Source organism: Vibrio sp. 10N.261.51.C6, assembly GCF_041471785.1.
In the GTDB taxonomy this organism is placed as follows: Bacteria; Pseudomonadota; Gammaproteobacteria; order Enterobacterales; family Vibrionaceae; genus Vibrio; species Vibrio crassostreae_C.
Genome location: NZ_JBFRPB010000031.1, coordinates 1 through 21,006, shown reverse-complemented (window position 1 = coordinate 21,006; position 21,006 = coordinate 1). Strand labels below are relative to the sequence as shown.

Below are 21,006 nucleotides of genomic sequence, written 5' to 3'. Positions count from 1 at the left end.
CTTAGTGGTTTAGCTATGTCTATTTGGATGACAGCTCTAATTCGATGCTAGTTTCCACCATGCCTGAACAGGTACAGGCTCTGAGATCACCAAACGTTCACCCATCACCGGGCTTACCATTTGTACATCTCGCTCTTTGCTAATCGCCAGTGCTTGTTCCATTGGGTCTTGCCAATCATGCATAGAAAGGTCGAAGGTACTGTTGTGGATTGGCATCATCACCTTACCTTGCAGATCAATGTGTGCCTGAACACTCTGTTCTGGGAACATATGAATATCCGCCCAAAGTGAGTTATACGCACCCGTTTCAACCATGGTTAAATCAAACGGCCCAAAACGGTCGCCAATCTCTTTAAAGCCATTGAAGTAACCAGAATCACCGCTAAAGAAGACTTTCTTGTCTGAAGCGTTAATAACCCAACTGCCCCACAGTGTTTGGTCACGATCAAGCAAGCCACGACCAGAGAAATGCTGTGTCGGTGTCAACGTGAACTCAATGTCTGAGGCCGTTGCCGATTCCCACCAGTTCAATTCGATGATCTTCTCTTTATCCACGCCCCACTTTTCCAACAGTGCACCCACTCTTAATGGCACTAAGAACGTCCCTACTTTGTCGGCTAATACCTTCACGGCACCTTTGTCTAAATGGTCGTAGTGATCATGGCTGATCACTACCACATCGATGTCAGGTAGATCTTGCAGTGAGATTGGGGTTGGGTGAAAGCGCTTTGGCCCCATCCATTGCACTGGTGATGCTCGATCACTGAACACAGGGTCAGTCATCACTAGCTTGCCATCTAGCTTCATCATCACACTTGAGTGACCTAAGCGGTACGCAACGTCTTCTGTCTCTTCGATCAATTGCTCGGCTGTCATCGGAATCAAAGGCAATGCAGCACGTGGCACTGGCTCATTTCTTTCCACGGTTACATACGCTTTCAAGATTGAAAAAATATCAGACATGCCCGATTTGTACTCTAACTCACTGTTAGCAAACTTCTTTGGAAGCTTATCTAGATTGTCATTTGATTGTGAACCTGTGCTTACGATAGCGACCACGGCAAGTACTCCTAAAATCGGTAATAGATATTTTTTCATTGGTATCTCTTCAACCGTTGGGAAAGACCCAACTCAAAAACTACACTGACTAGTTTACATACCAAAACCAAAAAGTAAACCACAGAGTGTAATTTTTAATTTATCTAGACGTAAGCGTGTCAAAGTCGATTTTGGAAAAACCGACTTTGAAAACGAGCTAACTTAGTTATTTAGTTAGTAAGAAAGGTTAATCAGCAGACCATACATTCTTGAAGTCTGGCCATCCCCAGTTTGTGATGGCCACGTTTTTCAGAATCCCTTGGAAACGAACGGTCTGTAAGTGGTGGAACATAGGCACTAAACAATAATCTGAGATCAGAGTAGACGCGATGGGTTCTAGCTCTGCCAAGTAATTAGGCAGTTCCACGGATGCTTTATGACTATCCAAGCGCTGCTTGAGCCAATCGCTGTTCATCTCTCCTAAAGCAGAGTGCAAAACAGGATCGTTCATCATCCACGAGAACAGCGAAGACGGAGCATTGTCATCGAGGTTCAAGTTACACAGCACCAAGTCCTCCTTTAACTCGCCACTCTGAGATAACTGAGCCAATTCTCGAAAACTGTAGGTGTTCACCTCAACTTCCACTCCATGTCGTTTAAGGATGTCCGACACGGAAATGGCACACCGATAAAGGGCATAGTAGTTATATACCGCAATGCTCAATTTCTTAGGCAACTCGCTCTCTCTGGAAGGCGTTCGATACAGCTTCTGCCAACTTGGCAATATGTTCTGAGCCAAAGAGACACTGAATAATCCTTGGTTTTGCTCCAGTTGCGCCAAAATAGCCTGAGGGTTTGCAAGGGCTGATAGGTACTTACGTTGCTCGTCGCTTAACGGATTCACTGCTGAGTTTTGATTGAACAGAACAAACAAACAACCATCCTCGACTCGGCTACGAAGGCCGTCTGTGTCTGCTGAAACAAGTTCCGCATCGCTTTTCCCTAATTGATGGAAACAAGAAGAATTTCCATAAGGCGATACGTGCATTTGGCTGTCATCGAAACGAGCAGTGCCCGTCATTGATTCCTCAAACTGCCAGATAGTCACCTCATCGGTTAACGAGCGGCAACCATAATAGTGTTCAAATGCGGCAAGCTTGATTCGTTCATTATTGGTCTCAACCACTTTGAAGGGGCCGGTTCCAATCACAGCATGAGAGACCGAATTTAATGGCGATGGCTCTCGTGTGACTTGCGCAGCAGGTTGAATCGAATACTTAACGCCAGCCAATAAGCCCGCGAACCCGGTGTCTGCTTTGGTGAGTTGAAAGCTGATCCTCAATGGCTGTTCACTGTAGATGGAAGAAACATGATCTAACTCAGCTTGATAGAAAGGCAGAGCTTGTAAAGCAGTAAACAAAGCAACCAGCTGCTTGGCATCAACTGGCTGACCATCATGAAATGTCAGACCGGGGCGCAGATAGAAAGTCCAAACCAGTTGCTCAGTGTCATATTCCCAATGGTGAGCTAGTTCAGGCTTTAACTCACCTTTACCATTACACGTCACTAGGCAGCTAAACACCTGTCTGATCAAAAATCGTTCGCTACTGCGGTGTATATGGTGCGGGAAGAGATCTTCAAACTTACGTTTGTAGGTCAATTGGACGTGCAGTAACCCTTCGCGCATCGTCGCGCCAGAGGTTTCTTGGAGGAGAGAGCCAAATACAGCGCGGTCATCTTCCAAAATAGAGAGTGCTTTTTCGTATTTGCCCTGCTCTATCAATTTACTGGCAACATGTTGAGTCATTTCTTGATTACTAAAACGTAATGTCAGGTTAGAACGTTGATTCCGTCCCACTTTAGGCTCCCACACTACCCACTCAGCCTGATGCATCTTGCCTAACAAGGTTCGTGCATGGCGCAAACTAGTAAACAGCATATCCGCTACTTCGGCTAGGGTGACTGAATGAGAAATGTTTGGCTCGAACGATTCTAGCCGCGTGTAGTAACGCATCATGTTTAGATCAGACAAATAGTGAACCTTTTAAAGATAGCTCTTCCTAATTAAGCTCATTATAAAACACATTCATCAAAAAGTAGTGTAATGCGACCAAAACAGGAACAACCAATAAAAATACCATCTGTTTTTTAGTTCCTCTTAATTATCCATAATGAACGGGTCAGCAACAAACCATAGGTTGTAAATAAAGCCTAACCAGAGAGAGTAATGACCATGAGAAAATACTATCTTAACAAGCTAAAAAGCACCTGCCGTAAGCTCGAAAGAGAAGCACTACGAACACTTTTAGATCTATGTAACTGGCGTTATTAGTACACTTTTTAGCACCGAGTAAACGCGAGTTGGGTACAACCTAATATGCTCCTACCCCCAATATGAGTTAGGTCTCAACTCGCTTTTCCATTCCAATTCCCCTCTCAAGCCTGCTGTACCAATAGCTCACACAATCGATAAATTTCCGTTGTCGACTCGACAAATTTAATTCGTTTTCTTAGTTGAACGAAAAGCCTTAAGGTTCGCCCCGAAGCAAGCAAGGAGCCTCAGAAAAAACTGAAAGCTCAGCTAACAACTAATTTATTTGCAGTTACCAATCAGGTATTAACTAAGGAAACGCCATGCGTATCGCAATTCTTTCTCGCAACGAAAATCTATACTCTACCGCTCGTCTAAAGCAGGCTGGAGAAGCACGTGGTCATCAGGTCGATGTTATCGACACGTTGCACTGTGATATAGATATCGCGAGTAACAATCCGAAGATTCGCTACATGGGTGAAGAGCTACCTCAATACGATGCTGTTATTCCACGTATTGGCGCTTCCATTACCTTTTACGGAACTGCGGTTGTTCGCCAATTTGAAATGATGGGCACTTTTTGTATCAATGAGTCAGTAGCAATCAGTCGCTCTCGCGACAAACTGCGCTCACTACAACTGTTGTCTCGTAAAGGTATTGGCTTACCAAAAACAGGTTTCGCTAGCCGCCCAGACAAGATTCAAGACCTGATCAAAAACGTAGGCGGCGCGCCACTTGTGATCAAGCTTCTTGAAGGCACTCAAGGTATCGGCGTTGTACTAGCAGAAACAAACAAAGCAGCAGAAAGCGTTATCGAAGCGTTCATGGGCCTAAAAGCGAACATCTTGGTTCAAGAGTTCATTGAAGAAGCAAATGGCGCAGACATCCGTTGTTTTGTTGTTGGCAACAAAGTAATTGCTGCAATGAAGCGTCAAGCTGGTGAAGGTGAATTCCGCTCTAACCTGCACCGTGGCGGCACTGCTCAGCTGGTTAAACTAACCAAAGAAGAGCGCGCAACAGCAATCAATGCAGCGAAAATCATGGGATTAAACCTATGTGGTGTAGATATCCTACAATCTAAGAACGGCCCAGTAGTAATGGAAGTAAACTCTTCTCCAGGCCTAGAAGGCATCGAGAAAGCAACGGGTAAAGATGTAGCAGACATGATTTTCGAATTCATCGAGAAGAATGCAAAACCAAACGCTAACCGTACTCGTGGCAAGGGCTGATTGAATACCGATAACTCATGATTGGAAAGAAAATGAACAATAAAATGATCATAGGGAATACCGAAGCACTTTGCTTACCAGAGTTAGGGATAACTGGACTACATACACGTGTTGATACAGGGGCTAAAACCTCTTCTCTACACGTAGACAATCTACTATGTGTTAAATCAAATGGTGAGAAATTCGTAGAGTTCGACCTTCACCCAGACGTTTATCACCTAGAAGAGACGGTGCGCTGCAAGGCGAAACTGAAAACAAGTAAGAAAATTAAATCATCTAACGGCGAAGTTGAACACCGTTGCGTGATTGAAACCATGCTCAGAATCGGTGGTCAGGAATGGCCTATCGATATCACGCTAAGCAACCGTCAAGACATGACTTACATGATGTTGCTTGGTCGCCAAGGCATGAGTGACAAAGTGATTGTTGACCCAGCGGGTGAATTCCTGCTGACTCACTAATCCGAGTCATCGTAACCGCTCCACAGGTTATAATTAAAGCTCGTCACAACGATATAAGGCCAGTCTCATGACTGGCCTTATTGCTTTCAATTCTTTAATTTCGAGTTGCCACTTTTGACTGATCTATTTCTTAGATTTACCATGAGATTGAAAACCAAAACGCCAAATCGATAACAACAGTTTCTTGGCTTTTATTTTGGTTACCCGCCAATGTGTCACCGGTCTTCTTGGGGCGCTCATCAATAAGTGTTCAAAAGCTGTCTGACTAAAATCGACTTCTCCTCCATGCGCCACCAGCAAGGTATCAAGTTGCATGTCATAAATGCGCGATACAGACGCTCGATACTTATTAGGGTGAAAGATAGGAAACGGCGGAATCAGCTTCTTCTTAACCTCGACCATTAAATCGGCCACATAAGCCACGCTGTGTGATGGGCAATAGACCGAGAGATCACGGTCGGTATGGCCCGGTGTTTCAAGAACCAACCAATCATCAAACCCTGGAATACTATCCCCATCAGACAGCTTGTAGTCCGGCTTTAACTTTCTTGAATACCATAGGTTTGCTTTAGGCCTGCCTAAGCGGTTCGCCATCCACCTAGCAAGCGCTAAGTCGGTCAGGTGCATCAAAATGCCATCGATGCCGTGATACCAATCCTTATCTCGGTTTGCTGCCACCAAGTTACAGCTCGTGAGCTTTCTGAGCTTGTGCGCTGCCCCTGCATGGTCAGGATGCATGTGTGTCACCACAACCGTGTGGAGATCAGAAAAATCACGCATAAGTTCGGTTTCAATAAAAGCCTTCAAATGCGGAATATCGGCTCGACATGCGCCATCGAGCAACAGTAATTTGTCCGGATACTCCACCAAGTACATGTCTTGGATGTAACCTTTAATGGTATGCAGCTGCAAACCCACTCCTTGTGATAAAACAACTGGTCAGACCTATACCATAGCAAACTCACATTTATTTGTAACAAATTTGTTAACTATAAAATCACATCAAAGTACCATGCTCTTCCGCTCTTTTATCGTGACGACAAAATACGTGATTTGTTGACCTAAGTTATTAGGACTATATATGCGCCTCTAATTTATTGTCTGAGTGCTATACATGAACCAACTAATCGATGCTCTTTCTACCCAAGGCTACTTTGTTTGGGATGACTTCTTAACTCATGAAGAAGTGGTGGCATTGAGGGATTGCATTCCAGAGAACTGGAAAAAGGCTAGGATTGGCCGTAACGATGAAGTAACGCGAGAGTCGACCATTCGTAGTGACAAGATTCAATGGGTGCGCCGCGATATGGGTCAGCCAGCATCTCTGTTCCTAGACAAAATGGAACAAATTCGTTTAGCGGCAAACCAAGCGTTCTTTTTGGGTCTGTTCGAGTACGAAGCGCACTTTGCTAAATACGAAAAAGGCGACTTCTACCAGAAGCACTTAGACTGCTTCAAGGGCAATGAGAACCGCCGTTTGACTACTGTGTTCTACATGAACGACGAGTGGACAGAAGACGACGCAGGTGAGCTTGTGGTTTACGACCTAAAAGACAACCATATCGCGACCATTCCACCAAAGTCAGGCCGCTTATTTGTGTTCTTGTCTGAACAGTTCCCACACGAGGTACTGCCAACCAACACAGAGCGATTCAGTATTGCTGGTTGGTTCCGCATTAACGGCGTAAAAGACAACCAACTCGATATCGCACACTAAAGCGAGGTTCGGGTCAAAGCCTCATCTCATCCAAAGCCTCTCCACTCGAGAGGCTTTTCCACTTAGTACTGCTAGGAAAGTACTAAGAGGAAAATATCACTTTTATGAGCCGAATCCTGTGTAGAGACTCTTGCCCAGCAATTACTCTGGCGTATTCGGGAAAACTGATATTTAATAAATATTTACGGTGCGTCTTTAAGAAGGATTAATTATGTCGTCTATCATCGTAGGTCATCGGGGTGTAGCAGGTACTCACCCAGAAAATACCAAAGCAAGCATTGAACAAGCCGCTAAACTCGGCTTGAAATGGATTGAAGTAGATATTCAGCCAACTCAGGATGATCAACTTGTGGTTTGTCACGACCACACTCTCGAGCGCTGTAGTGATGGCAAGGGCCGTGTTGATGAACACACATTGGCAGAGCTGCGTCAGCTTGATTTTGGTAGCTGGAAGTCAGAACAGTTCCAAGGAGAAAGAATACTCACACTTAGCGAGTTACTTGAACTTGTTGAAGAACATAACCTCAGCGTTAACCTAGAGATAAAAGTCGATAGCCGACACCAAGCCCCTCATGTGGTTGATCTTCTACACAGTGAGCTGATCCGCTCAAACATAGACACGGACAGAGTGCTGCTTTCAAGTTTCAGCCATGAAGTTGTTGCAGAAATGGCTCACCACTTACCAAGATACCGCGTTGGCGTGATCACAGAGCAGCTCTCTCAAGACGATCTTTTGCTTATTGATCAGGTGAAAGCGTTCAGCTGCCACATGAACTACGAAAACGTGATTCAGAGCGATCTCGATACACTAGGTGAAGCAAAAATCCAAACATGGTGCTACACCGTAAACGATCCGTCTCACTTCAAATTCATCTCAAAAGTAGATGCCGTATTCACTGATTTCCCGAATCAATTCACCTCTATAAATTGACCAAGCGAATACTGTAAAAACAACCCCGAGAGGCTTTAAAACTAACTCTCGGGAAACCTCAAAATTAGGTAGCAAACACAAGTGAGTAGGAGTACATTCCGCTACTCACTTGGTTTCATTAGCTCGCTCCATTTAGACAGCTTCATTGGTTACTTAATTTATGGATCTCATTTTTAGTCCAACCTTCCCAATTTTGGGTGCAATCTTCATTTTCGCCGCTATTGTTCGTGGCTTCTCAGGTTTTGGTTTCACCTTAGTGGCATTGCCATTGAGTGCGTTATTCGTACCTGTTATTGAACTGGTTCCTGTATTCATGCTGATCGACCTGTTAGGTAATATCCAATTACTGCCTAAAGTTCGAAAACACGTTAACTGGCGCTGGGTTTTAAAGGTATTTATCCCTTGTTTTGCCTTCACACCAGTCGGCTTACTTCTGCTTAAATCCGTTAGCCAAGACACGATCATCTTGATCATCAGTGCCTTCATTTTTGCGTCTGCACTTATGATCTACAAAGGTTTCCAGTACAAAAGCGAACCTAGATTTACTCCCTATATTCTAGGAAGCCTTGCGGGTGTAATGAACGGCGCGGCTTCGATGTCAGGGCCTCCAATTGGCACTCATGCATTAGCAAGCCCAGTCGCTCCGCACATTGCCAGAGCAGGCCTGATAGCCTTCTTTGTATTGGCTGATTCCACTGCGTTTGTTTCGGCATCTATCGCTGGGTTAGTCGACCGCGATGTAGTTTGGCTGACTCTCGCGCTTCTACCAAGCAGCATGTTTGGCGGTTATGTGGGTTCTAAACTGTTCGAAAGATTTGGTGGAGCGAAGTTTAAGCCAGTCACCATTGCATTGCTGATTGTGATTGCAATATTCAGTGCAGGTCGAGTCTTACTGTAACGGCTTTAGCGTTTAATTTTGGACGTTGCTTTTACGAATTGGTTTCGCGAATTGATTGCGCTAATTGACTGCGGAAAGTGATTAAGAAAACTGGGTACCAATGACTACCATTCGATATGGATAGGGGTACCCATTTTTACAAGTTGGAGAAACTCATCCATATCTTGATTGGTTAACGCGATACAGCCATCCGTCCAATCAAAACTTTGAATAAAGCTCGGCGAACGACGCTCGCCGTTTTTGATGCCATGGATTTTGATGTTTCCTCCAGGATCTACATCATTTTGCTCTGCCCATTGCATATCCGAAGGTTGCGGATAGTTAATATGTACTGAGCGATAAAAGTCCGACTCTTCCATCACATAATCGAGCTGGTATTCCCCTTCCGGCGTTCGGTTGTCCCCTTCAAAGCGTTTATGCCCTTTCGGTTGTTTGCCTAGCGCAATACGAAACTCCTGAATCACCTCTTCACCTTTTAGCAGATACATCCTACGTTTCGATTTATCGACTTTAACTAACGTAACCACTTGCGACAGCGAATCTATCTCAGATGCGCTATCCGGTACGTTGTAAAACTGTCGAGAGGAACTTTGAGGCGGGCGCTTCGATGAGCCTTGAGAAAGCTGAGCCACCTTTTCATCAGGGCTACTGTTAAGAACATCATCCACAATAATCACATGCTTGGAGTTTGAGCTCACTGAAGAGGTTGAACTAGAGAAAGAAGTCGAGACACGTTGAGAGTGAGCAGATGTCGATTCAAATACGATAGTTTCGATAGCCGTCGCGTCAGATACGATCTTTTCAACGACAACCTTCTCAGCGTATACACTCGAAGTCACAAACAGTAAACACAGTGATAAAGGCAAAAAAAGATGCACCGTTAGAGCTCCTCAAAACGCATGGACATGGTTCGTGACTGAGTTTCCATTCCTAACGACTCATAGAAACCCTGAGCTTGTTGGTTAAACTCCATTACCTCCAACCTAAGTTCTATCGCTCCTCTCGCCTGCGCCCATTGATTAAAAGACTTCATTAACGCTCGACCAGCACCTTTGCTCTGAACCTGATCGTTCACCACAATCGTATTGACCCTTGCCACCTTGTGCGGCTGAATAAAACTGACGCCCTTGTTCTGCGTTACCTTACCCGCTAAAAAGCCAACGACTTGCTTGTCGTCTACTGCAACCAAGAAAGCGCCAAGTGGGTCAAGCATCAAACCTAACCAATACTCTTCACTGTCGGCCAAGCCTTGTGACGCTGGTGCAAATACCATAGGCGCACCAAGATGATGTTGACGGTTTATCTGCTCAGAGAGCGCTAAGATCGCGTTAATATCAGTTACCTTGGCCGTCCGGATTTGCATATCATCACCTTGTTTGAATTCAATAACACCTTAGCAAAAATGGCTTAGTTGTGCACCGTTACACTGGTCAACTCAGACGCTCTGTGAAGGCTGAACATTAATATTAGGCACTATGTTTAGGGAAATTGTTCCGTAAATCTCAGGCACATTGCCAGCCGTTGAGTGCTACTATCTCTGCAGAATCAATATACTAACGACTGGATACCTATATGATTAAGTTTGCTGTAATTGGAACCAATTGGATTACACAAAAGTTTGTTCAAGCTGCGCACGAATCTCAATCGATGCAACTTGCTGCGGTTTACTCTCGAAATCTAGACAGCGCGGCACAGTTCGCCCAAGAATTTGACGTTGAAACCACGTATGACTCACTCGACGCATTGGCCAATGACAACACTGTAGAAGCCGTGTACATCGCTTCCCCTAACTCACTGCATTGCGAGCAATCTATCTTCATGATGGAACACGGCAAGCATGTTATCTGTGAAAAGCCGGTTGCATCAAATATTGATGAAGCAACACGCATGTTCGAAGTCGCTGAGAAAAACGGTGTGGTGCTGTTTGAGGCGTATAAATCTCAATTCCTACCGAACTTTAAGCAAGTTCAACTTGGGTTAGAAAAGATTGGCAAGGTACATAAAGCACACATCAACTACTGCCAGTATTCATCGCGCTACCAAAAATACCTAAACGGCGAGAACCCAAATACCTTCAACCCAGCTTTTTCTAACGGCTCATTGGTCGATATTGGCTTTTACTGTGTTGCCGCGACAGTCGCGCTATTTGGCAAACCTGAAAACGCACAGGCTTCTGCAAAGCTACTTGATTCAGGTGTCGATGCTCATGGCTGTGCGATCTTCCAATACCCTGAGTTTGATGTGACCCTTGCGCACTCCAAAGTCAGCGACTCTTATGCGCCAAGCGAGATCCAAGGTGAATTAGGGGCGATCATCATCGATCACATCGCTGAATGTACTGACGTTAAGATTCGCTACCGCGATGGCACGGTAGAAAACCTTACTCAAGCACAAAGCGAAAACTCCATGAGTTACGAAGCGCAGGCCTTTGCTAGCTGCATTGCTGGCGACAACGCAACACAAGCGCAGGCCCAACTGCGCGCTTTAACGGTTGCGAAGTTAATTACAGAGATGCGCCAACAAGTTGGTGTAGTGTATCCAGCGGATAAATAACGTCACAGCGTAAGTTAACAAACTGATTTTTAATACATAATTATTTATACATAACTGAATTTAATCTTTACGACAAATAACCGGATTAGTTGATTGAGGTCCCATCTGTTTAAATCCGCGTTCGATATCTATCGTATTTATTTAATTTATTGAAGGTGTGTAAAGTGTTTTCAGTTGATGATCGCGTTGTAGCAACAAAAGGTGTTGAACTAGGTGAAATGGTAGTAACTGGCCTAAGTGCTGGTGGCGGCTACGTTCACGTTACAACGGTAGAAGGCGCAATGACGCTTACTTACCCAGCGCAAGATCTTAAAAAAGCATAGTTTAACCACTCTGCCCTTTTAGTAGTCACTCTACTAAAGGTAACAAAATTGAGGCTTTGGCTGACTTCACTCTTCTGCATTAGAGTAAGCAGCCAGAGCCTTTTTTATGCCTGTAATTTACCCACTAGCTTTCTCATTCGCTTACTCGTTACAATAAAACCGCACTCAACTGACAATAGAATTAGGCAACGAGTTTCTACACTAGGTGCTTATTCTCATCGTTCTCTTGATATTCCCGTGCACTTAATCGCAGTGAATAGTTCTTGTTAACAAAGGCTTATTGTCTGCGAAAGTTTCTGGTACATTAGCATCATCTTATACTAAGAATGACCCGAATGAGGGAAGCTATGAAGCTTTACATTTACGATCACTGCCCTTTCTGTGCAAGAGTCTCCTACATTGCTCAATCGCTAGGCTTGAACATTGAGCTTGTTTCTGTCGATTATGATGATGCCCAAACCCTTATCGATCTGATCGGTAAAAAGATGGTGCCCGTCTTACAAAAAGACGATGGCTCTATCATGGCAGAGAGCCTAGATATCATCGCGTACTTCATGGACTTGAAATCAAACGATGAGCAGCGTGTGCCATCTGAGCAAGTGACTGTGTTCCAAACTCGCGCATTCCCTCTTACTCAACAGATTGGACGCCCACGTTGGTGGAACCTCGACTTGGCTGAATATCGCTCTGCTGGAGCCAAAGAAGCTTGGCGTGCCAGTAAAGAGACCGAAGGTTTTAACTTTGAAGAACTGTTAGAAAAGACGCCTCAGTTCGTTCAACTGATTAACCCATTACTGAAAGATGCCGAACTCTTACTGGATCTAGAGAATGGTGAGTCATCGCTACCTTTAGTTGATCAAGCACTCTATTTCTCAATGCTTCGTGGCTTCTGTGTTGAACCAAGTATCACATGGCCGCCAACACTTGAGCGTTGGTTAGAAAAACAGAGTCAAACGTTAGGCATCAAGCTTCTTCGCTAATTTGCTAATTTGTTAAGCCGTTAGCCGTTAGCAACCAGCCTAAACGAAAAATCGAAGCTCCCCGAACCATTGTTCGTACGAGCTTCGACTTTTATGACTCAATTGTCTTTTTCTACAACAAGCGTCTTCTCAACCCTGTTCGCTCCAAGATTCGTGTCGAAATTTCTTCAACCGATAGCGAAGACGTGTTGATGTAAGGTATCGCTTCTCGGCGAAACATCGACTCTACCGTTTGCAACTCATACAAGCATTGCGAATCACTCGCGTATTCACTGCCGGCTAAACGATTCTCTCGGATTTCAGTCAACCTTTCCGCATCAATGGTTAAACCAAACAGCTTGTGTCGGTAGATCTCAAATTCGGGTAACAGCTTCAAGCGCGCCAAGTCATCATGAATGAACGGATAGTTCGCTACGCGCAAGCCAAACTGCATCGCCATATACAAACTTGTCGGTGTCTTACCGCTTCGAGACACACCCAATAGGATGATATCCGCCTCTTCAAGCCCTTTTAGCGTGATGCCATCATCATGAGCCAGCGTGTATTCAATCGCAGCAATACGGTCGAAGTACTTCACTGAATCTTTATTAACACTACGTGAGCGCTGCAGCTTAGGCACCGGGGCCATTTGGGTATCGTCTTGCACTTTCTGCACAATACTCTCTAGCACGTCATAACAATGCGCTGGTGCCTCCAAGAGCTTCTGCTTGATGTCTGGAATCACAATCGAAAAAAAGACCAACGGGTGGTTGCCCGTATCACGATACGAAATTTCAATCTCTTTTAATAAATCAGAAAGTTTGTCCTCACTTTCCACAAACGGAAAGGTTTTTTCATTGGCTTTAAAAGGGAATTGACCTAGAACAACATGCCCTAAAGTCTCACATGTTATGGCCGTTCCATCAGAAACATAGAATACATCACGACTTTGGATATCAATTTGCATTTTTTATTTAATGTTTAAAATTATTTTGAGTAGGATGGGAACCATAATATATATAACGAAACCCTGCTGACTATTACGTCCCCCACAGCTTTAAAAAATAATTTACATTTTTTTAAACTGATACGTAATCGTTTGCCTTTAAATCCCTACAATGCTTGCTATGTTTCTGGAGAAATAAATGCAAAATAATACCCTATGGTTCAATGGCCTATCCATGGAAGATGTCGACAAAGTCGGCGGTAAGAACGCCTCACTGGGCGAGATGGTTTCTAACCTGTCCAATGCTGGTGTTTCTGTACCTAATGGTTTTGCTACCACCTCTTATGCGTTTAACGACTTTCTTGACTACAAAGGTCTTGATGAGCGCATCCACCAACTACTTGATGAACTTGATGTTGAAGACGTTGACGCACTGCGTAAGACAGGTGCAACGATTCGACAATGGGTTCTAGACGCACCCTTCCCAGAATCACTAGAGCAAGACATCCGTGATAACTACCGCGAGCTAATCGAAGACAACGAAGAATTGTCTGTAGCTGTGCGTTCATCTGCAACCGCAGAAGACCTTCCAGATGCTTCATTCGCAGGCCAGCAAGAAACCTTCCTTAACGTGAAAGGCATCGACGCGGTACTCGAAGCAACCAAGCACGTTTACGCGTCACTGTTTAACGACCGCGCTATCTCTTACCGTGTACACCAAGGCTTTGACCACCGTGGCATTTCATTGTCTGCGGGTATCCAGCGCATGGTTCGCTCAGACAAAGCCTCTTCAGGTGTGATGTTCACGCTTGATACTGAGTCTGGCTTCGACCAAGTCGTGTTCATCACCTCTTCTTGGGGCTTGGGTGAAATGGTTGTACAGGGCGCAGTGAACCCAGACGAGTTCTACGTTCACAAGCCAATGTTAGAAGCAGGTCACTACCCAATCGTTAAAAAGACGTTTGGTTCTAAGTTGATCAAGATGATCTACTCGACCAATCAAGAAATCGGCAAGCAAGTCGATATCATCGACACCGACACTCAAGAGCGTAACGAGTTCTCACTCAACGATGAAGAGATCAAAGAGCTAGCAAAACAAGCGATGATCATCGAGAAGCACTACCAACGTCCAATGGACATTGAGTGGGCGAAAGATGGCATCGACGGCAAGCTTTACATCGTTCAGGCTCGCCCAGAAACCGTATGTTCTCAAAGCGATCAAAACGTTATCGAGCGTTACGAGCTAAACAATAAGGCGGATGTCTTGGTTGAAGGCCGCGCTATCGGTCAGCGTATCGGCTCTGGCCCTGTTCGCTTGGTTGATTCTCTAGACCAAATGTCACTGGTTCAAGAAGGCGACGTGCTGGTAACTGACATGACAGACCCAGACTGGGAACCTGTGATGAAGAAAGCGTCTGCGATTGTGACTAACCGTGGTGGCCGTACTTGTCACGCTGCGATCATTGCTCGCGAGCTTGGTATCCCAGCGATTGTTGGTTGTGGTACAGCAACAAGCAGCCTAAACGATGGCGATACCGTGACAGTGTCATGTTCAGAAGGCGAAACAGGCTACGTTTACAACGGCGAACTCGATTTTGAAATCAAACGTTCTGAGGTTGATGAGCTACCAATGCTACCAACCAAAGTAATGATGAACGTGGGTAACCCAGATCGTGCCTTCGACTTTGCACAAATCCCGAACGAAGGTGTTGGCCTTGCTCGTCTAGAATTCATCATCAACAAGATGATCGGTATTCACCCTAAAGCGCTGCTTAACTTCGATGCACAAACGGATGAGCTAAAAGCGGAAATCAACGAACGTATTCGTGGCTACAAAGATCCTATCGATTTCTACGTAAGCAAATTAACAGAAGGCATCGCGACTATCGCTTCTGCATTCTGGCCTAAGCGTGTGATCGTGCGTATGTCTGACTTTAAGTCGAACGAGTACAGCAACCTTGTTGGCGGTAAAACATTTGAACCACATGAAGAGAACCCAATGCTGGGCTTCCGTGGTGCATCTCGTTACATCTCTCCAGTATTTGAAGACTGTTTCGAACTAGAAACTCAAGCGCTAAAACGCGTTCGTAACGAGATGGGACTGAAGAACGTTGAAATCATGATTCCATTCGTTCGTACTCCAAGCGAAGCGGCATCGGTTATCGACATTCTGGCGAAGTTTAACCTGCGTCGTGGCGACCAAGGTCTGAAAGTCATCATGATGTGTGAGCTACCATCGAATGCTATATTGGCAGATGAGTTCTTGAAGTACTTCGATGGCTTCTCTATCGGTTCAAACGACATGACACAGCTGACACTTGGCCTAGACCGAGATTCAGGTGACGTTGCGCACTTATTCGACGAGCGTAACCCAGCGGTGAAAGCGATGCTGAAAATGGCTATCGATGCAGCAGCGAAAGCGGGTAAGTACGTAGGTATTTGTGGCCAAGGCCCATCTGACCATGACGACCTAGCCGAGTGGTTAATGGAGCAAGGCATCAGCTCTGTTTCACTAAACCCAGATACGGTTATCGACACGTGGTTGAAGCTAGGTAACGTTGCTAATAAATAAGTAACTAAGTAACTAAGTAACGCTTCACGCGGTACCTTAACGACAAAAGCCAGTCACGTTGACTGGCTTTTTTAGGTTCTTTGCAAATTAGCTGGCTAGAGCGCTAGAAGTAGTATCTCACACCAACCCAAGCTTCGGTTTGCCAACCATTCGGCATTGGCACACCTTTCACATCAACATCCGCTTTGGTAATGTCATAGCGCGTATTCAACCACCAAGTTCTTGCAGTGTTCATCGGCACATTTAACGATGTTTTAAATGAGAAGTTTTGCATGTCGATATCATCACCAGAAAGATCTTGCCACTCAGGAACCAAAGACACATAAGCGCCAGAGTCACCGAGATGCTTCGCGGTAATCAAACCAAGCGAGTATCCCGTTAAATCATCTTTAGATGAAGTGACGCCAGGGATCTCCATACTACCAGTCATCAGTCCTGCTCTTGGAAATACCAGGAATCCACCGGTATAAGCTGGATTAATCGCAACAACACCGCCAACCGACAATAAGTCATTTTTAATACTGTTGCGCGTATTAATATAATCTAATGAAAGACCCACTTTAGGCGTAGCTTTCGTCCCTGTTTCAAAGACGTGGAAGTACTGAATTCTAGAGTTGCTGTACTCTGTACCGAATTTGTCTGGATCGCGAAGCGCTGTGTTGCTTTCATCGACAAACGTCCCTTCGGCCAGTAGGGCAAACTGCTGACCGTTTTCTAAACCGCCAGAAACTTGCCCTTGAAATTGGATATCTGAACTACCATTCACCATCAATGCAGCTTGAGTATAAACTTTAGTGACATCAGCAGGATCGATAACACGTTCGGAATCTGAATCGGCATGTGCAGGAAGGGCTAGACCTAAACTCAACGGGATTAATAGAGCAAACTTTTTCATTATATCTCTCGAAAGTCGTTTGCTTCCTCCTTGAAGCCTGGAACATCCTGTTAGGTAATAAATAGATTACTTGTCAGCAAGTAGTTTTGCTGCCGAACGCATTAGTGCAGGGCCTTTATTCTCACCAAAACCTGAGTGGTATGGGTTGGTTGAGAACATCACACCCACAAAGTCACGTGCAGGATCGATGTAAATAAATTGGCCTAGGTTGCCACTTTTCGACATTGCACCGTCATTGAAAATGAAATCAAATTGGTATGCGTTGTAGTCTGCTTTTTCGTTGTATGCGTGCAGTGAACTGCTCTCTTTGCTAGTACCTACGAATGCTTTTGGATCACCGCCGTTGCGGATACGATCAATCACAGCTTGTGACACCACTGGCTCATCAGCCACCGCTTTCCAGCTAGGTGTAAATAGTGTTCCCCAGCGAGCCATGTCTTCTACCGTTGATGAAACCAAGCCAACCGCGATCGCCATGCCATCTGGCGTCAAGTTGAATTGCATTGGTTGACGTGCGTGCACTTTTGACCAAACACGATCTTCGAATACTTGAGTCCAAGTTTTGTTCTCAACGTTTTCAACTAACTTAGTCAGCACCATGGTGTTGATAGATGCGTAACGGAAATGGTCACCGGCTTTTTCACCTTCCAGTTTCTGTGCACCTTGAGCCACTTCCATCCAAGTTTCCATTTCACCCGTTTTTGCACGAGGTGAGTTAAACGATGCCGCAAAGAAACGCACCACATCAGAGTCTGGGTTCAAGATAGACTCTAATGTCTCTTCATTGTCTAGCGCGGTCGACATGTTCAGAACTTGGTGTACTGTGATGCCATCCCAGTTCGTTCCTTTCAATTCAGAAACATACTCAGCGATCTCTTTTTCAGGGTCGACTTTACCCTCTTCCACTAACATTGCGATCACTGTGCCAACCGTCGTTTTTGCTGTAGATGCCCAAACGTGCGTATCTGTCGGCTTCATACCTGGGTAAGCTTCGTAAACGATCTCCCCTTTGTGAATCAACATAAAGCCTTGGGTACGGAACTGTTCATCCGCCAAGTACTCATCCATTGTCAACTGACCTTTGCTTTCAGTATCAACTTTCAGTGCAGCGAGTCGTGGGTCGATATTTTTGACTAAAGGCTTGTACTCTTCGTTTGGAGCCGCCAGTGCCGTTGGTAGAAACTCACTCATGTGCATGTTGTAGTAAACGCTGTGGTCGCCGCCCATCTGCCAATGAAAGTTATTGAATAACTCACGAGCTGAGTCAGTAAAACTTGGGGTAAATGCTGTGCTCGCCTCTTTCACGGTCAAGGTAACTTGAGCACCTTCAACTTTCAGAGCTTCTTCAACTGGGTTTGCTGCAAGAGCAAATGATGATGGGGTCGCTAACGATACTAGAACGGCAATGTGTTTAAGTTTCATAATTGTTCTCCTGTTTGGGTTTGGAAAAGTATAGGGAGATGCGCTACACTTAATTAGGTCACTTGATGACATTTAATGGTAGGCACAAAACAATGAAAGCATCATCGAACACCACCAGCATACTGCTCACTTCGACCAGTAACATTGCTCCATATATTCAGTATTGTGACAAACATAGACTGGATTGGCGCACCGTCGCCGTTGCGTGCGGTCTACCCATTGAACTGACACAATCCAATCAATGGCTTCCTACACAAGACGTGATTCGCTTCATTCATGGCCTTGAGCGTAAGTTTGGCTATTCGATAGGGATTGAGGTTGGACGTAAGGCCTCTCTAGAGCAATTGTCACCTGAGCTAGACCGAAAAATTGAACAATGCACTTCTCTCGAGCAAGCGGTACGCTGCTTGATTACTGAAATATCGACCTTAAGTAATCACGTCACCATATGGACGGAAAAAAGCGATGGATTGTGGTGGCTGTGTCATCGAAGTTGCTATCACCCATCGACCTCAGGTTTTGAACAAGCAGAATGGTTTCGCGCCCTGACCGTGATTAGCCTATGCCGTAAGTTCATTGACAGTCGCTGGCAACCATCACACGCCAAGTTGGTCTCTAAGAACAACAGCGCACGTAAATTACCTAAGCATTTCTTTGATTCAGATATTCAGTTTGAAGAGCAATACGGTGCGTTCTCGATTCCGCTGCCCGATGATTATCGTGCCATTTCAGAACGAAATAGTACCCAAGATTGGCATCACGCTGTAGAGATATTAATAGACACCTATGCGACTCTACCTTGGTTCAATATTGAGTGGTTTGCGACCATGCTCGGCATGACAAAACGAACGCTGCAGAGAAACCTGAAGAGCAAAAACATTCTCTTTAAACAAGCCAAAGAACAAGTTCGGGAAGCTAAAGCAAAACAGCTACTTGAAGAGACCAACCTTTCTGTTCAAGACATCAGTTGGCAAGTGGGTTACAGCGACTTGAGTAATTTCAATCGTGCATTCAAAGGTTGGGTTGGAGTCACGCCACCAAGTTATCGGGATAAAGCGAAACATTAGAAATAGTCGAATGGAAAACCTTTAGACCCAATCCGCTAATATAAAACTCAGAAACAAGATACGACACCTTAAATTTCAATAAGCGAACGCATAAAGTTGCATTGCACAATGCTCACATACCGATGAAACTGTGCAAAGGTAATATCGATAGATTTAATGACATTTATTGGTATCGAGCTAACGTTACGTTATCCTTTACGCAATTCTTCATTGAGTGGATTGTCACTACGACAAACCTACCTTCAAGACTGATAAGAGTGTTATGAATTCTACGACCGCAACTCCCTCGCCTTCTCTTGGCCGACAACTCTATACAATGACATGGCCAATGCTGTTTGGGGTGCTCTCCCTGATGAGCTTCCAACTTGTAGACAGTGCTTTTATTGGCCAGTTAGGCGTACTGCCGCTCGCGGTTCAAGGCTTCACGCTACCAATTCAGATGATCATTATCGGGATTCAAGTCGGACTAGGCATCGCGACAACGGCTGTGATCGCGAGAGCTATTGGGGCTAACGAGATACGCTATGCCAAACAGCTCGGCGGATTAGTCGTTGCGATGGGCAGTGTGAGTGTCGCGCTGTTCTCGGTCATCATCTATCTGTTGCGTGGTCCTATTTTACAACTCCTCGATGCACCACCGACGGTACTGCCGATCATTGATTATTACTGGATCTATTGGCTGGTAAGCTCTTGGACAGGCGCACTGCTCTACTTTTTCTACAGTGTGTGTCGTGCCAATGGTAATACCATGCTGCCCGGTTCGATGATGATCGCGACCAGCATCATCAACTTGATATTGGACCCGATTTTCATATTCACGCTCGACATGGGCATCAACGGAGCCGCGATTGCGACCATCTTGGCGTTCAGTGCGGGTATCTTTATCGTTGCTCCTAAGGTAACTAAGAAGCATTGGATGACATTCGACTGGCACGATCTTGATATCGGCAAGAGTATTCGTTCTATAGGAAACATCATGGGGCCTGCGATGATCAGTCAGCTACTGCCACCAGTCTCTTCGATGCTCGCCACCAAACTGCTTGCAGGCTACGGCACAGCAGCCGTTGCAGCTTGGGCGCTAGGTTCACGTTTTGAGTTCTTTTCGATTGTTGCAGTGCTTGCTCTGACTATGTCGATGCCACCTATGATTGGCCGAATGTTGGGAGAAAAGAACCTAGGGAACATACGTAGTCTTGTGAAGATTGCCGTGATGTTTGTATTAGGATTCCAATTGGTGATCGCACTGGTAACTTGGATGTTCTCTGGCGGGTTGGCAAATCTCATGACCAGCGAAGACGAAGTCTCGACCATTTTGAACTACCACTTACTTATCGTTCCTATCAGTTTAGGGCCGTTGGGTATCTGTATGCTGATGGTTTCTATCTCGAATGCGCTTGGTAAGTCTTATACTGCCTTAACGATATCAGCACTGCGCCTGTTCGCCTTCTTCTTGCCTTGCTTGTGGATTGGTTCGCAGCTTGCTGGTATTGAAGGCCTGTTCTGGGGTGCCATGGTGGGTAATGTGCTTGCCGGTACATGTGCTTGGTTTATGTACCAACGCGCACTTGGGCAAGTCGAGGCTAAGCTTTCTAATTAATCAGTTAGCGAACTAAACGGCTTGCCAGCTAAACCGCTATAAAGTTATTAAACGAAAAAGCAGCCACTTATACCAATTAAAGTAAAA

At 45.1% G+C, this 21,006-nt stretch carries 19 protein-coding genes; 11 read left to right on the top strand and 8 right to left on the bottom strand.

Features of this window, described 5'->3' with window-relative positions; all coding sequences use genetic code 11:
• Positions 1–36: 36 nt before the first annotated feature.
• Positions 37–1,098 (bottom strand): MBL fold metallo-hydrolase, encoded by a 1,062-nt coding sequence (locus AB4375_RS08345; protein ID WP_029235615.1) that lies wholly within the window; start codon positions 1,096–1,098, stop codon positions 37–39.
• Positions 1,099–1,285: 187 nt separating this feature from the next.
• Positions 1,286–3,070: an SgrR family transcriptional regulator gene (locus AB4375_RS08340; protein ID WP_017069209.1), complete on the bottom strand. Its 1,785-nt coding sequence runs from the start codon at positions 3,068–3,070 to the stop codon at positions 1,286–1,288.
• Positions 3,071–3,672: 602 nt separating this feature from the next.
• Between AB4375_RS08340 and rimK the strand changes: the two genes are divergently transcribed.
• Entirely contained in the window at positions 3,673–4,578 is a 906-nt protein-coding gene (gene rimK / locus AB4375_RS08335) for a 30S ribosomal protein S6--L-glutamate ligase (RefSeq protein ID WP_004740040.1), read from the top strand.
• Positions 4,579–4,610: 32 nt separating this feature from the next.
• Complete coding sequence (locus AB4375_RS08330) at positions 4,611–5,039, top strand: RimK/LysX family protein (RefSeq protein WP_017069208.1); 429 nt, start codon at positions 4,611–4,613, stop codon at positions 5,037–5,039.
• A gap of 123 nt (positions 5,040–5,162) precedes the next feature.
• Here AB4375_RS08330 and AB4375_RS08325 read toward each other — a convergent pair whose 3' ends face one another.
• A complete protein-coding gene (locus AB4375_RS08325) occupies positions 5,163–5,951 on the bottom strand; it encodes an MBL fold metallo-hydrolase (RefSeq protein ID WP_372051319.1) in 789 nt (262 codons plus the stop codon).
• Positions 5,952–6,153: 202 nt separating this feature from the next.
• Here AB4375_RS08325 and AB4375_RS08320 point away from each other — a divergent pair, with 202 nt between their 5' ends.
• The 3 genes from AB4375_RS08320 (at position 6,154) to AB4375_RS08310 (ending at position 8,585) form a co-directional block, all read left to right on the top strand.
• Positions 6,154–6,756, top strand: coding sequence for a 2OG-Fe(II) oxygenase (locus AB4375_RS08320; RefSeq protein WP_086712517.1), 603 nt, complete (start codon positions 6,154–6,156; stop codon positions 6,754–6,756).
• A 211-nt stretch (positions 6,757–6,967) separates the two neighbouring features.
• Complete coding sequence (locus AB4375_RS08315) at positions 6,968–7,687, top strand: glycerophosphodiester phosphodiesterase family protein (RefSeq protein WP_372051318.1); 720 nt, start codon at positions 6,968–6,970, stop codon at positions 7,685–7,687.
• A gap of 160 nt (positions 7,688–7,847) precedes the next feature.
• Positions 7,848–8,585, top strand: a complete 738-nt coding sequence (locus AB4375_RS08310; RefSeq protein WP_372051317.1) for a sulfite exporter TauE/SafE family protein — start codon at positions 7,848–7,850, stop codon at positions 8,583–8,585.
• A 104-nt stretch (positions 8,586–8,689) separates the two neighbouring features.
• On the opposite strand, the gene AB4375_RS08305 is transcribed toward AB4375_RS08310, so the two are convergent.
• Both AB4375_RS08305 and AB4375_RS08300 read right to left on the bottom strand, forming a co-directional pair.
• Entirely contained in the window at positions 8,690–9,463 is a 774-nt protein-coding gene (locus tag AB4375_RS08305) for a murein L,D-transpeptidase family protein (RefSeq protein ID WP_372051316.1), read from the bottom strand.
• Positions 9,464–9,465: 2 nt separating this feature from the next.
• On the bottom strand, positions 9,466–9,948 hold the full coding sequence (locus AB4375_RS08300) for a GNAT family N-acetyltransferase (protein ID WP_048617092.1): 483 nt from the start codon (positions 9,946–9,948) through the stop codon (positions 9,466–9,468).
• A 209-nt stretch (positions 9,949–10,157) separates the two neighbouring features.
• Between AB4375_RS08300 and AB4375_RS08295 the strand changes: the two genes are divergently transcribed.
• From AB4375_RS08295 to grxB, 3 genes are all read left to right on the top strand, one after another.
• A complete protein-coding gene (locus tag AB4375_RS08295) occupies positions 10,158–11,138 on the top strand; it encodes a Gfo/Idh/MocA family protein (RefSeq protein WP_017060561.1) in 981 nt (326 codons plus the stop codon).
• A 164-nt stretch (positions 11,139–11,302) separates the two neighbouring features.
• Positions 11,303–11,461, top strand: coding sequence for a hypothetical protein (locus tag AB4375_RS08290; protein WP_004733064.1), 159 nt, complete (start codon positions 11,303–11,305; stop codon positions 11,459–11,461).
• 347 nt (positions 11,462–11,808) lie between these two features.
• Positions 11,809–12,441, top strand: coding sequence for a glutaredoxin 2 (gene grxB / locus AB4375_RS08285; protein WP_017069201.1), 633 nt, complete (start codon positions 11,809–11,811; stop codon positions 12,439–12,441).
• 112 nt (positions 12,442–12,553) lie between these two features.
• Here grxB and AB4375_RS08280 read toward each other — a convergent pair whose 3' ends face one another.
• On the bottom strand, positions 12,554–13,387 hold the full coding sequence (locus tag AB4375_RS08280) for a pyruvate, water dikinase regulatory protein (RefSeq protein ID WP_372051315.1): 834 nt from the start codon (positions 13,385–13,387) through the stop codon (positions 12,554–12,556).
• Between the two features lie 178 nt (positions 13,388–13,565).
• On the opposite strand from AB4375_RS08280, the gene ppsA reads away from it, so the two are divergent.
• Complete coding sequence (gene ppsA / locus AB4375_RS08275) at positions 13,566–15,938, top strand: phosphoenolpyruvate synthase (RefSeq protein WP_372051314.1); 2,373 nt, start codon at positions 13,566–13,568, stop codon at positions 15,936–15,938.
• 103 nt (positions 15,939–16,041) lie between these two features.
• On the opposite strand, the gene AB4375_RS08270 is transcribed toward ppsA, so the two are convergent.
• Positions 16,042–16,833, bottom strand: a complete 792-nt coding sequence (locus tag AB4375_RS08270; protein ID WP_017069198.1) for a hypothetical protein — start codon at positions 16,831–16,833, stop codon at positions 16,042–16,044.
• Between the two features lie 66 nt (positions 16,834–16,899).
• On the bottom strand, positions 16,900–18,255 hold the full coding sequence (locus AB4375_RS08265; RefSeq protein ID WP_017060556.1) for a serine hydrolase: 1,356 nt from the start codon (positions 18,253–18,255) through the stop codon (positions 16,900–16,902).
• A gap of 92 nt (positions 18,256–18,347) precedes the next feature.
• On the opposite strand from AB4375_RS08265, the gene AB4375_RS08260 reads away from it, so the two are divergent.
• Positions 18,348–19,322 carry an AraC family transcriptional regulator gene (locus tag AB4375_RS08260; protein ID WP_017071579.1) on the top strand — a complete coding sequence of 325 codons (975 nt, stop codon included), beginning with the start codon at positions 18,348–18,350 and terminating at the stop codon, positions 19,320–19,322.
• A gap of 262 nt (positions 19,323–19,584) precedes the next feature.
• Positions 19,585–20,919, top strand: coding sequence for an MATE family efflux transporter (locus AB4375_RS08255; RefSeq protein ID WP_372051313.1), 1,335 nt, complete (start codon positions 19,585–19,587; stop codon positions 20,917–20,919).
• Positions 20,920–21,006: the final 87 nt, after the last annotated feature.